Below are 13486 nucleotides of genomic sequence, written 5' to 3' on the forward strand. Positions count from 1 at the left end.
CCATGCCGCTGAACGGGCTTCCCCGACAGATCGGCGTCGGCATCATCGCGGCCGCCGCCCTCGGCGGGGCCTATGCGGCATGGCGGGATGCGTTCATCGACGTGGCGCGCTCGTCCAACCCGGCCATCGCCTATGCCATGCGACCGGACGATGCCGCGACCTTCACGGCGGTGATCGACCGGCGCAGCGCCGATGGCAAGAACGATCCCCTGTCCGCACGCGAAGTACAGATCGGCCGGCGCGCGGTGATGCAATCGCCCATCAATCGGGGCGCGGTGCGGATTCTCGGTGTGGATGCCGCGGTGCGCGGCGATCCGGCCGCCGACCGGATCATGGCGGTCGCCGACCGGTTGTCGAAACGCGACGCCGGCACCCAGTTGTGGATGATCGAACGCGCGGTCCAGCGCAACGATATCGCCGCGGCCATCACCCACTATCACTATGCGCTGACCGTGCACCCGCGGCTCGAACCGGTACTGTTCCCGATCCTCGCGAACGCGATTGCCGAAGAACCCATTCGCGCAGCGTTGCGGCCCTATGTCCGTCGTCAGGTTCGCTGGGTCAGCCCGATGCTGTTCCATGCGATCGTTCACGGTGATCCACGTAACGTCCTGCGCCTTTTGTCCCCGGTTGCGAACGATATCCACAGCGACGCGATGGACGGGGTGAACGCGCGCCTGATCAGCAATCTTGCCGACATGGGCGAGGTGACGGCCGCCCGCGACTATGCGCTGCGGGCGACGCGAAAGCTCGACGCCGCGGCGCTGGCGCAGCTTGCCGCATCGCCGACCACGACCGACGGCCGCCTCGGCAATCTGGCATGGTCGATCGATCCGACCCCGGGCATCCTCGCATCCATGAACGAGGATGGCGGCTTCGACATCCAGATCGACCCGCTGGCCAACGGCCCGGTCCTGTCCCGTATCCTGCCGGTCGTGGGGGGTCGGCAGTATCGGTTCGCGATGCGCGTGACCCCGGGGCAGCGCCAGTCCGAGGCCGCGTGGCGCTGGCGCCTGTCCTGCGTCCCGGGAAGCGGCCAGACACCGTTCTGGCAGCAGGAAACTTCCGCCGGAGGCGAAGCCGGAGCATTCCAGCGGGACGTGCCGGTTCCCGGAAACTGCCGCGGCATACGCTTCGCGCTGTCCGCGCGCGGCGGCGATGGCCAGGACACCGCATCCGTTTCCTTCGGCCAATTGTCGTTCCGATAAACCATGCGATACGGCAACCGCCGCACCCGCGCGACCCGCAACAGGACATAAGACGCGGCATGGCCCGGAAGATCATCGAGAATGCCGCAGCGCTCGGCCTGCTGCAGATCGTCAACCTTGCGTTGCCGTTGCTTGCCCTGCCGTATCTGGCGCATGTCCTGGGCCAGGACGATCTGGGCCGAATGGCATTCGCCCTGTCCGTCGCGCAGATCTTCGTAATCCTTACCGATTACGGGTTCACGCTGAGCGGTCCCAAGAACATCGCGTTGCATCGCGACGACATCGATGCCGTTGCCGGGATATGGTCGGCGATCACCTGTATCCGCGTCGCCTTCTCGATTGCCGGATTTGGGCTGCTATGGCTGCTGGCCCTGTGCTTTGAACGTTTCGCCAGGGATCTGCCGATCCTGATCGCCGCTTATGGCATGGTGGTCGGCAACATCCTGTATCCCCAATGGCTGTTCCAGGGGCTCGAACGCCTGAAAGCGGTCAGCGCGATCCAAGTCGCCGCCCGGCTGATCGCCTTCGGTGCGCTGTTCGTGGTGGTGAAGGGGCCGGATGACCTGTATCTGGCGACCTTCCTGCAAGGCAGCGGGTTCCTGATCGGCGGGTTGCTGGCGTTGCCGCGGACGCTGTCGGCGCTGCGCGGCGGACGGATCACATGGCCGACCGGCGCGCAACTACGTCACCAGTTGCACGAAGGGTGGCACGTCTTTCTATCCACTGCCGCCATCAACATCTATACGTCGAGCAACGCCTTTTTCCTGGGTCTGCTCGCCCCCGCGGCGGTGGTCGGCCAGTTCCACGTTGCGGAACGGATCATCCGCGCCGTGCAGATGCTGTATGCGCCGATCGGCAACGCGCTCTATCCCCATGCGTCGCGGCTTGCCGCACAGGCGCCGGAACAGTTGCTGGCGTTCAACCGCAAATTGCTGATCTTCCTGGGCGGCGCTGCGGCCGCCGTGTCGATCGCGATTTTCCTGCTCGCACCGTTCGTGGTCGGGATGTTGTTCGGCCCCGATTACGCACTGTCCATTCAGGTATTGCGCATCCTTTCACCCCTGCCTTTCATAGTCGTATGCTCCAATATATTCGGTACGCAGACGATGATACCTTTGGGCATGAGCAAGATATTCAGTAGGATATTGCTAATTTCAGCCATATTCAACTTGGTAGTATTTATTCCTCTCGCCTATTATTACGGTGCGATCGGTGCGGCAATGGCGAATATCGCGGTTGAAATAGGTGTAACATTGGCTATGGTCGCGGCGCTTCGCGCGACCGGCCGCGGCCCGTTTTCTGGAAAAGTGAGGATATGGTGAACACCGAAACCGTCGACGCGCTTCGCGGCCCCGACGTCCTGGTCGTTGGCGCAGGCTTTGCCGGCAGCGTCGTTGCCCGCGAGGCCGCCGATGCCGGGCTGTCGGTGCATGTCATCGACCGTCGCCCCCATATCGCAGGCAATGCCTATGACAGCATCGATGCGAACGGGATCATGGTCCATGATTACGGACCGCACATCTTCCATACCAACAGCGACCGGATCGTCCGCTGGCTGTCGCAGTTCACCGACTGGCGCTTCTACGAGCATCGGGTGCTGGCGAAGGTAGGCGAACAACTCGTTCCGATCCCGATCAATCGTACGACGATCAACACGCTCTACGGCCTCGACCTCGACGAAAAGGGCGTCGCCGAATTCCTCGAGCGGGTGCGCGAACCGCGCGATCCGGTGAAGACCAGCGAGGATGTGGTTCTCAATTCGGTCGGCAGCGATCTGTGCGACAAGTTCTTCCGGGGCTATACCGCCAAGCAATGGGGACTGGACCTGTCCGAACTGTCGGCAGGGGTCGCCGCGCGCATTCCGACACGCACCAACGATGACGATCGCTATTTCGCCGACACGTATCAGGTGATGCCGGTCGATGGATATACGCGGATGTTCGAGCGCATGCTCGACCACCCGAACATCCAGGTCATGCTCGGTACCGATTTCGCCGATTACCGGACGCGCGTCACCCCGCGCAAGACCGTCTACAGCGGCCCGGTCGACGAGTTCTACGATTTCCGCTTCGGCAAGCTGCCGTATCGCTCGTTGCGGTTCGATCACGAACATCTGGCCGATCAGGACCGGTATCAGGATGTCGGCACGGTCAACTTCCCCAACGACCATGCCTATACCCGCACGACCGAATTCAAGCACCTGACCGGGCAACAGGCGTCGGGTACGTCGATCGTGCGCGAATATCCGCAGGCGGAAGGCGATCCCTATTACCCCATTCCGCGTCCGGAAAACGAAGCGCTGTTCAAGCGATACAAGGCGCTGGCGGATGCGGAAACCGACGTCTATTTCGTCGGCCGGCTCGCGCAGTATCGGTATTACAACATGGATCAGGTCGTCGGCGCGGCACTCGCGACCAGCCAGGATCTGCTCACCGATCTTGCGCTGCGCTGACGCCGCGCGGCATCCCTAGCGACCGGTATCCAGTCTCATGATCTATATCGCCTGCCTTCCGAAATTCGCCACCGGCGGCACCGAACTGTTGCATCAGTTCGGTGCCGAGCTGATGGCGCGCGGCGTCGACGTCCGGATGCTGTATCATGGTGCGGAAGGCGATCCGGTCGCCCCCCGTTTCAAGAAATACGCCGTTCCCTATGTCACCGACATCGCATCGCCCGGCGCCGACGACGTGATCGTCGTGCCCGAAGTGCTGACCGACCTGCTCTATGAATGGCCGGGAATGCGCAAGGTCATCTGGTGGCTCAGCATCGACTTCTATTTCCGGTCGTTCTGGTCGAAGCGCAACCTGCGGCGCCGCTGGTTGCAGCGCAAGCGCTTCTATCGGTTCGACGATCCGCAGGTGATGCACTTCGTCCAGTCCGACTATGCCCGCGGCTACCTGACCGGTCGGAACGTGGCCGTCACCGGCGACCTGTCCGATTATCTGGGGGACGATTTCATCGCGAGCGCCGCGCAAGGCGCCAATGCGCAGCGACAGCCGATCGTGGTGTACAATCCCAAGAAGGGGATCGCGTTCACCCGCAAGCTGATGGCGCTGGCTCCGGACGTGACCTTCCGCGCGATCGAGAACATGACTCCGGTCGAAGTCGCCGCGCTGTTGCAGTCCGCGGCGGTCTACATCGATTTCGGCAATCATCCGGGCAAGGATCGCATTCCACGCGAGGCCGCGATTTCCGGTTGCATCGTGGTAGTGGGCAAGCGCGGATCGGCGAACAGTTCCATCGACGTGCCGATCGATCCCATGTTCAAGTTCGATACCGACAAGGCCGGCCTTGCCGCGACAGCGGAACTGTTGCGCCGCGCGGTCCGTGATCCGCAGGCTTATATCCCGATGTTCGATGGTTATCGTGCGATGATTTCTGGCGAAAAGAAGATTTTTCAACACCAGGTCGATGATTTTATCGGACATATGGGATGAACATGCAGTTGATATCCAGAAGAATAGGAATATTCTTCTGGATACTGATCATTCTGCCGAAACTGAATCTGCTGTCCTTCGCGGGAGAGAGCGCGGGTATCCGGATCGACGACCTGCTGATCGCGGCAAGCATCCCGCTGCTGTATCATCTTGTCGCCAAGGGGCATGTGGCCCTGCCGCGGACCGGCCTGTTGCTGATCTTTTTCGGGTGGTGCATCGGTTGCACCCTCATCAACAATTTCGTTTTCAGCCGGGGATCGATCCTCTACCCCATCCGGTTCATGGAATATGCGACGTTCCTGATCGCCGGTTCGGCGGCATGGAACGGCGGTATCAACCTTGCCCGGCCGCTCGCGGTCCTCGTCGGACTGAACACGGTCGTCATCCTGCTGCAATATGCCGGCATCGTCGGCGGTTTTTCGTCGGAAGGCTATGTCGCCTCCGTCGCCGACCGGCCGATCGGCCTGACGGGCGGGCCATGGGAAGTCGGCGTACTGATCGATTTCGCCTTTGCCTGGTATCTCTGCTATGAGCAACGCACCCTGCCCCGGCTGATCGGGTTCGCCGTGGCGGCGGCCCTGGTGCTGATCACCGGTGCGCGCATGCCCTTGCTGGCGTTGCTGATCATCACCATGGCGGTGATGATCCTCAGTGCGCGTCGCAATCCGTTGCAGACACCGACGGTCATCGTGATCGGCCTTGCCATCGCCATGGTGCTCACCTTCGTCGACAATCCGCTGACGTCGCGATCGGCCGGGCTGTTCTCGTCGAATAACGTCGACTCTTTTGCCAACGCCCTCGCTTTCCGTGGGAAGGACACGGATTTCGACGGGTTCGCCGAGTTCGCGGAGGTCGAGGATGGCGATGCGAGCTGGATGATGCGTGTGATCAAATGGAGCACGGCGATCTCCATCTTCCTGTCGGACGATTTCTCGTTCCTGATCGGTCTGGGTCACGGAATATGGGGTCCGGCGCTCGACGGCGGCTTCTTGCGTCTCGTCACCGAAGGCGGGTTTCTTGCGCTGATCCTGTTCTATCTGGCGTGGATCCGGATGATCAACACCCGCGTCATGTGGCTGTGCCTGATCGTTTTCACGATCAACATGTTCATGATCGACGTCTATCTCTCCTACAAGATCATGGGGATGCTGTATTTCATGGCAGGCTATTTCTGGAACCTGGGATTACGAGACCGGACGGCCCGCGACGGGAAGAGCGCATGAGCGCCACCGCGCCTTCGCTGTCGGTATGCCTCGCCAGTTACAACGGCAGCGCCTATCTGCGGGCGCAGATCGACAGCATCCTCGCCCAGCTCGGCCCCGATGACGAGTTGCTGGTGTCGGACGACGCATCGACCGACGATACGCTCGCGATCCTGCGATCCTATGGCGATCGAATCCGGATCGTCGGCACCGATCGTTCGGGCGGGGTGGTCCCCAATTTCGAGCGCGTCCTGCGTCACGCCACCAAGGACGCCATCGCCCTGTCGGACCAGGACGACGTCTGGCTCGACGGACGGGTCGATCTGATCCGCACCTCGCTTCGCGATTGCGAGCTGGTCATGCTCGACGGCATCCTGGTCGATGGCGCGTTGCAGTCGCTGGACACGACCGTGTTCCGCTCGGTCGGGGTGCGCGGCGGTTTCTGGCGCAACCTTGCCAAGAACAGCTTCGTCGGTTGCTGCATGGCATTCCGTCGCGACCTCGTGCAATCCGCCCTGCCCTTTCCGCGCGGATTGCCATGGCACGACTGGCTGATCGGCCTGCTCGCCGAACTGCGCGGCGGCGTCCGCCGGGTCGAGACGCCGACGATCCTGTTTCGTCGCCATGGCGCCAATTCCTCGGCGACCGGGGAGAAATCGACCTTCTCGATCGGCCACCGACTGGCGATGCGGGCCGCGGTACTGCGTGCGATCGTCCAGATCCTGCTCCGGCGTCCGAACCGCCGCATGACGTGAAGCGGTATATGCCGTTTCCGCACGCCTTTTCCCGCTGGAAATATTCGATATGACGCCCGTGTCGGGCGCGCCCACACCCATTTCGCTGACTTGACGCCAGCGACGATCGGAACCTTCGTATGACGCTTCGCATCGCCTGCATCGTTCCGACCTACAACGGGCGCGATGACCTTGAACGGCTGCTCGATTCACTGCGGATGCAGACCGCGCGGTTCGATCTGTTCATCGTCGATTCCTCGTCGCGGGACGGTACGCTCGAACTGGCGCGCGAACGGACGCCCAATGTCACGGTCATTCCGTCCCGCGAATTCAACCACGGGGGAACGCGGCAGCGGATGGTGGACGAGCATCCGGACTATGACATCTATGTGTTCGCGACCCAGGATGCGTGCCTGGTCGATGCGCATGCGATCGAGCGGCTCGTCGCTCCCTTTGCCGACCCCCGCATGGGGGCCGTCTGCGGACGCCAGTTGCCCCACCTCGATGCGACCCCCTCGGCCCAGTTCGCGCGGCATTTCAACTATCCGGCGACCGGGCGGGTCAAGACGCGCGACGATATCCCCGAACTAGGCCTCAAGACCGTGTTCATGTCGAACTCCTTCGCCGCCTATCGTGGCGAGGCATTGCGCGAAGTCGGCGGCTTCCCCGACCATGTGATCTTCGCGGAGGATATGTACGCTGTCGCGAAGATGGTGCTGTCGGGGTGGAAGGTCGCCTATTCCGGTGATGCGCAATGTCGACATTCGCATAATTACACCCTGAACGAGGAATTCCGCCGGTACTTCGACATGGGCGTATTCCATGCCCGCGAACCCTGGATCCGGCGTGCCTTCGGCGGTGCCGGCGGTGAAGGCTTTCGTTTCGTCCGGTCCGAACTCGCATTTCTGGGGACGGGACGCCTGCATCTCTGGCCCGGAGCGATCTTCCGCAGCGCATTGCGTCTGCTGGGCTACAAGCTGGGACAACAGGACGCCCGATTACCGCTCGGGCTGAAGCGTCGGATAGGCATGTATCGCGGTTACTGGAGCAGCCCTGCCGGGTTGTCGGTACCGTCCCGGAACCGATCCTGAACGGGTGCCGTTTGAGGTTGATCGCCCGGGCAACAGACGGTCAGCACGACACATGACGGAAAAGAACGCTGTGACGGACGGAATCACGCGCCGGGCGGCGCTGGCGACGGTGGCGGTCGGCGGTGTGGTCCCCGCCGCCCATGGGATGCAGTCGACACCGCGGCCGGTAGAGCCGGTCAGCGACCGCCGGGCCGCCACGCGCGCGATTTCCCCCACCGATTTCCTGCCCGACACCCCGCCCAGCGCGGCGCAGTTCACCGCAGCATTGCAGCAGGCGATCGACCGCAGCACGACCGGAGAAGTCTATGTTCCCGCCGGCATCTGGCCGGTCGAACCGCAAGGTCATCCCGCGCTTCCGGGTACCTTCGGTACCAACAGCGTCTGCATCCGTCCGAAATCCAACCTGCACCTGCACGGGCCGGGAACGTTGCGCCTGGCCGACGGCAAGGGCGGCGGTTCAGGAGCCATCATCGGCAACTGGGACGGCAAGCCGATCGAGAACGTCCGCATCGCCTGCCAGATCGACGGCAACGCGACCGCCGCGGGCGGCAAGATGAGCGGTATCGTACTGGTGAACGCGCGTGACTGTACGATCGCCGCGGGCTCGATCCGCAACATGTCGTTCAATGGCGTACAGATCGCACGCGGTTCCACCGGTTGCACGATCGACAACATGCGTTTCGACAGCATCGGCTATATCGGCATCCAGTTGCAGCACGCCGCCAATGCCATCCTGTCGAACAATACCCTTACCAATATCGGCAATAATGCCATCGACCTTGAAAGCAACAATCTGTCGCAAGGTCAAAACGTCATCAGTAAAAACATATGCTCCGGATGCGCTACCTTCGTTTTTCTTGAATCTGGCGGCAACAGCATCGTATCAGAAAATAATGCTCAGGATATAGAAGAAGCAGGAGTTTGGCTTAATCGCATCAATACCGGAAGCGAAAATAACATTATTGCTAACAATAAAATACAAAAAGGCAAGGGTTCTGGAAAATTAGGTGGTATATATTGCAATAATTCCTCCGGACGATCGATGATTTCCGGAAATATGATAGACGGATTCGATTACGGTATGTATTTTACCGGTAGAAGTCACTATCTGGCAATAGAACAGAATTATTTCCGTAACATAGGAAAGTTTCTATATTATATTCCGGCGGAAAACAGCACGCTGGTCAAATCGGTCATTCGACAACCTTATTACGAAGGACCGTTGCGCGGGCGGCTGCCCTATACGGCGCCGCCGCTCGGAAATCCGTCGAATCATGCGGATCGCACGTTTCATGTCGCCGTTGCGAGCATGTGGAACATGGACGAAGGCAGCGCGCGCGCCGAAACCGCCGATGCCGAATACCACACCGGCGCAGCGGGGACGTTGACGACCGAGCCGGCATGGAACGGGCAATGCAGCCGCCGCATAGGAGGCGAGACGTTGGTACGCCATGCGGGCGGAACGATGACCGTGGGCCGATATGTCCGCATCGACACCTCCGTCTATTATGTCCAGGCGCTGCGCGGCCCCGGAATAGCGGCATTGCGGACCGCGGACCGGACAAGCGGCGATTTCACCGGGACATTACAACCCGGCATGGCATGGTATGAATATTGGCCCGAATGGCAGACCAGCTGATCGATTTCCGTCGATCCGTTCCAATAGGCTGTCGTGCTGTCGCCCGATGGCGGTTTGATCGTCGAAATGCTGGTGCGCAACATGCCTGTCCGTGCTTGCCGATCGGATGCGTCCGCATTCCGGAACGACAGCGATGTTGCGGCCATCGCCCGCAACAAAATATCCCTTGCATCCTATCACGACGAGATCGGGGTATTTTCATGTACTGCGCAAGAAATGTACGATCCGGCCAACGCCACATTGCGACCTTTCCGCCATCCGGGTAGGTACCCGCTATGACCGATACCCCCCCCGTCCAGCTCATCCGCCCCCGGCGCTTCGGCGATGCCCGTGGCTGGTTCACCGAGGTCCATTCGGTGCCCGCCTTCGCGAAGCTCGGGATCGACTGCACCTTCGTGCAGGACAACCACTCGCTCTCGGTGCCCGCCTTCACGCTGCGCGGGCTGCATTTCCAGACCCCGCCCAGGGGCCAGGACAAGCTGGTGCGCTGTATCCGGGGCCGGATCTTCGACGTGGCGGTCGACGTGCGCCGGGGATCGCCGACCTGGGGCCAGTGGGTCGGCGCCGAACTCTCGGCCGAGAACGGCCACCAGCTCTTCATTCCGATCGGCTTCGCGCACGGCTTCGTGACGCTCGAGGAGAATTGCGAAGTCACCTACAAATGCTCGGACACCTATGCGCCGGACCATGACGGCGGCATCCGCTGGGACAGCGCCGGGATCGACTGGCCGATCCCGGAGGGCGTGACGCCCGAGCTCAGCCCCAAGGACAAAGTGCAGCCGACCCTTGCCGACTTCGACAGCCCGTTCGCCTATGACGGCCGCCCGCTGGCCCCGCTCGACTAAAGGAACCCCCAGGATGCGCATCTTCGTCACCGGCGGCGCCGGCTTCATCGGATCGGCCCTCGTCCGCCACCTGATCGAGAACACGACCCATGAGGTCCTGAACTTCGACAAGCTGACCTATGCGGGCACGCTGACCACCGTCGAGCGCGTCGCGGCGAGCAACCGCTACCGCTTCGTGCAGGGCGACATCTGCGATGCGGACGCGGTGCGCGGGGCGATCGCCGAGTTCAGGCCCGACGTCATCACCCATCTGGCCGCCGAGAGCCATGTCGACCGCTCGATCGACGGGCCGGGCGCGTTCATCCAGACCAATGTCGTCGGCACCTTCGTGATGCTGTCCGAGGCGCGCAGCTACTGGCTGGGCCTCGAGCCGGAAGCGAAGCAGGCGTTCCGCTTCCACCATATCTCGACCGACGAGGTCTATGGCACTCTGGGCGAGACCGGCCTGTTCACCGAGGACACGCCGTACGATCCGCGCTCGCCCTATTCGGCGTCGAAGGCCGGGTCGGACCACCTGGTTTCCGCATGGGGCCATACCTTCGGGCTGCCGGTGCTCATCACCAACTGCTCGAACAACTACGGGCCGTATCACTTCCCCGAAAAGCTCATCCCGCTGATGATCGCCAAGGCGTTGGACGGCGAACCGCTCCCCATCTACGGCAAGGGCGACCAGATCCGCGACTGGCTCTATGTCGAGGATCACGTCCGCGCGCTGCAGGCGGTGTTCGAGCGGGGCGAGGTCGGGCGCACCTATAATGTCGGCGGCCACAACGAGCGGCAGAACATCGAGGTCGTCCAGACGCTGTGCGCGATCCTCGACGAGCTGCGCCCCCGCGCCGACGGCAGGCCCTATGCCGAGCAGATGACCGAGGTTGCCGACCGTCCGGGCCATGACAAGCGCTATGCGATCGACGCCTCGCGCATCGGCGACGAGCTGGGCTGGCATCCGCAGGAAACCTTCGAGAGCGGCATCCGCAAGACCGTCGAATGGTATCTGGCGAACGAGGCATGGTGGCGTCCGCTGGTCGCGGCCAAGGCGTCGGAGCGTCGCGGCATCGCCGCGTAGGATTGTCGATACGTCGACATGTCGACATGGCGGAGAATGATGTGACCAAGGCGATCCTCGTGACGGGTGCGGGCGGACAGCTCGGCACCGAACTGCAACGCTGCGCATGGCCCGCGGGCTACGAGGTCGTCGCGGTCGACGTCGACACGCTCGACCTGACCGATACCGCCGCGATCGCCGCCATGGTCGCATCGCGCGACTGGGCCGCGGTCATCAACGGCGCGGCCTATACCGCGGTCGACAAGGCCGAGAGCGATCTCGTCACCTGCTGGGCGGTCAACGCCATGGCGCCCGCCGCCTTTGCGGAAGGCTGCGTCAAGGCGGGCATCCCGCTGGTACAGGTGTCGACCGACTATGTCTTCGCCGGCGACAAGGACGGCGCATGGGAGGTGAACGATCCGGTCGCGCCGCTCGGCGTCTATGGCGCCTCCAAGCTCGGCGGCGAGCTGGCGGTGCGGACCAGCGGCGCGCGCCATGCGATCGTGCGCACGGCATGGGTCGTCTCGGCGCACGGCAACAATTTCGTCAAGACGATGCTGCGGGTGGGCGCCGCGCGCGAGCAGCTGACCGTCGTCGCCGACCAGCACGGCTCGCCCACCAGCGCCGCCGATCTGGCGGGCGCGCTGATGACGATCACGCTCAGGCTGATCGAGGATGCCGACGCGCCCGTCGGCACCTTCCACTTCAGCAACGCGGGCGCGACCCACTGGGCGGGCTTCGCGACCGAGATCTTCCGCCAGAGCGGCGAGCGCGGCGGGCCGACCGCGCAGGTCGTGCCGATCCCGAGCAGCGACTATCCGACCCCGGCGAAGCGCCCGGCCAATTCGCTGCTGAGCCACGACGCGATCCGCGCCGCCTATGGCATCGAGCCGCGGGGCTGGCAGGCGGCGCTTTCCGACATCCTCGACGAACTCATCGGCACGACAAAGGACCATGACGCATGAAGGGCATCATCCTCGCCGGGGGCTCGGGCACCCGCCTGCACCCCGCCACGCTGGCGGTGAACAAGCAGCTGCTGCCGGTCTATGACAAGCCGATGATCTATTATCCGCTCAGCGTGCTGATGCTGGCCGGAATCCGCGACATCCTGATCATCTCGTCGCCCGAGTTCATCGACAATTACCGCCGCCTGTTCGGCGACGGATCGGCGTTCGGCCTGACCATGGCCTATGCCGAACAGCCCAGCCCCGACGGCCTGGCGCAGGCGTTCACCATCGGCGCGGACTTCATCGGCGACGATAATGTCGCGCTGGTGCTGGGCGACAATATCTTCTTCGGCGCGCATCTGACCGACCTGCTGGCGAGCGCGGTCGCGCGGCCGAGCGGGGCGACCGTGTTCAGCTACCGCGTCGAGGACCCCGAGCGCTACGGCGTGGTCGAGTTCGGCGAGGGCGGCCGCGCGATCAGCCTCGAGGAAAAGCCCGCGGCACCGAAGTCGAACCACGCCGTCACCGGCCTGTATTTCTACGACAACCGCGTCGTCGAATTCGCCCGCAACCTCAAGCCCTCCCCGCGCGGCGAGCTGGAGATCACCGATCTCAACCGGCTCTACATGGAAGCGGGCGACCTGTACGTCGAACAGATGGGCCGCGGCTATGCGTGGCTCGACACCGGCACCCACGACAGCCTGCTCGAGGCGGGCGAGTTCGTCCGCACGCTCCAGCACCGCCAGGGCGTGCAGGTCGCCTGTCTGGAAGAGATCGCGTACGAGATGGGCTTCATCTCGGCCGAACAGGCACGCGCGGCGGGCGAGCGGTTCAAGAAAACCCATTACGGCCGGGCGATCCTGAAGGCGGTGGAGGGGCGCTGAGCGTTCGGCGCGGGGCGGGGGTATTCCCGCCCCGCGCATTGCGACGATGCGTCTATATCGTCAACATACCGCAAGTGCCCCATCACAAGCGCGTGCCTCCTCCTTTGATGCGCAGCGCCAAGGCGTTGCCCGTCCGGTACCGCACCGACGCGGCACCCGGGGTCACGCTCTGGCCGGGCTGGTCCAACCGATCCACACCAGCGTATCGATCAGCATCGAACGCGCGACGCCGGAGTTCCGGCACACCGCCGCCTTGCTGGCACCTGCGTTGATCGCGGCGAGAACCGCCTCGATCTTCTTGGGGAACGGTGAGAGGATGGTCGAAAACGTACGCTAGGGTCTGTGGGGATTCATCGTGAGTTGATGACGGCGCCGACGAGGTGGATCATGGCTTCGAAGCTGCGGTCGGTTTTGCAGGCTCGCATGGCGATGCGCTTGAACTCCTTGAGCTTGC

The 13486-nt window shown here is 63.1% G+C and carries 13 protein-coding genes; all 13 read left to right on the forward strand.

The annotated features are described in order from the left end of the window. Positions 1-2: 2 nt before the first annotated feature. The 13 genes from ABLE43_RS20580 to rfbA all read left to right on the forward strand — a co-directional run bounded on the left by ABLE43_RS20580 (position 3) and on the right by rfbA (position 13032). A complete protein-coding gene (locus tag ABLE43_RS20580; RefSeq protein ID WP_348980006.1) occupies positions 3-1208 on the forward strand; it encodes a hypothetical protein in 1206 nt (401 codons plus the stop codon). Positions 1209-1267: 59 nt separating this feature from the next. Then, on the forward strand, positions 1268-2530 hold the full coding sequence (locus ABLE43_RS20585) for a flippase (protein WP_348980007.1): 1263 nt from the start codon (positions 1268-1270) through the stop codon (positions 2528-2530). Continuing rightward, the gene (glf, locus tag ABLE43_RS20590; protein WP_285161358.1) at positions 2527-3660 is read left to right on the forward strand and encodes a UDP-galactopyranose mutase; all 1134 of its coding nucleotides are present in this window, start codon (positions 2527-2529) and stop codon (positions 3658-3660) included. The genes ABLE43_RS20585 and glf overlap by 4 nt, the downstream gene beginning before the upstream one ends. A gap of 37 nt (positions 3661-3697) precedes the next feature. Further along, entirely contained in the window at positions 3698-4645 is a 948-nt protein-coding gene (locus ABLE43_RS20595; protein WP_285139432.1) for a glycosyltransferase family protein, read from the forward strand. After that, positions 4642-5868 carry a hypothetical protein gene (locus ABLE43_RS20600; RefSeq protein WP_348980008.1) on the forward strand — a complete coding sequence of 409 codons (1227 nt, stop codon included), beginning with the start codon at positions 4642-4644 and terminating at the stop codon, positions 5866-5868. The genes ABLE43_RS20595 and ABLE43_RS20600 overlap by 4 nt, the downstream gene beginning before the upstream one ends. Next, a complete protein-coding gene (locus ABLE43_RS20605) occupies positions 5865-6602 on the forward strand; it encodes a glycosyltransferase family 2 protein (protein ID WP_285139434.1) in 738 nt (245 codons plus the stop codon). The genes ABLE43_RS20600 and ABLE43_RS20605 overlap by 4 nt, the downstream gene beginning before the upstream one ends. A gap of 119 nt (positions 6603-6721) precedes the next feature. Then, positions 6722-7672, forward strand: a complete 951-nt coding sequence (locus ABLE43_RS20610) for a glycosyltransferase family 2 protein (protein WP_285139435.1) — start codon at positions 6722-6724, stop codon at positions 7670-7672. A 52-nt stretch (positions 7673-7724) separates the two neighbouring features. Beyond that, positions 7725-9311 (forward strand): right-handed parallel beta-helix repeat-containing protein, encoded by a 1587-nt coding sequence (locus ABLE43_RS20615; protein ID WP_348980009.1) that lies wholly within the window; start codon positions 7725-7727, stop codon positions 9309-9311. 33 nt (positions 9312-9344) lie between these two features. Continuing rightward, complete coding sequence (locus tag ABLE43_RS20620) at positions 9345-9590, forward strand: hypothetical protein (protein WP_285139437.1); 246 nt, start codon at positions 9345-9347, stop codon at positions 9588-9590. Continuing rightward, positions 9587-10156, forward strand: coding sequence for a dTDP-4-dehydrorhamnose 3,5-epimerase (gene rfbC, locus ABLE43_RS20625; RefSeq protein ID WP_348980010.1), 570 nt, complete (start codon positions 9587-9589; stop codon positions 10154-10156). Before ABLE43_RS20620 ends, rfbC begins: the two co-directional genes overlap by 4 nt. Positions 10157-10169: 13 nt before the next feature. Continuing rightward, on the forward strand, positions 10170-11222 hold the full coding sequence (gene rfbB, locus ABLE43_RS20630; protein ID WP_285139439.1) for a dTDP-glucose 4,6-dehydratase: 1053 nt from the start codon (positions 10170-10172) through the stop codon (positions 11220-11222). Positions 11223-11248: 26 nt separating this feature from the next. Further along, positions 11249-12166, forward strand: a complete 918-nt coding sequence (rfbD, locus tag ABLE43_RS20635) for a dTDP-4-dehydrorhamnose reductase (RefSeq protein ID WP_285139440.1) — start codon at positions 11249-11251, stop codon at positions 12164-12166. Then, entirely contained in the window at positions 12163-13032 is an 870-nt protein-coding gene (gene rfbA / locus ABLE43_RS20640) for a glucose-1-phosphate thymidylyltransferase RfbA (protein ID WP_348980011.1), read from the forward strand. Before rfbD ends, rfbA begins: the two co-directional genes overlap by 4 nt. Positions 13033-13486: the final 454 nt, after the last annotated feature.

This window comes from Sphingomonas silueang, assembly GCF_040049155.1.
GTDB classification, from domain to species: Bacteria; Pseudomonadota; Alphaproteobacteria; order Sphingomonadales; family Sphingomonadaceae; genus Sphingomonas; species Sphingomonas silueang.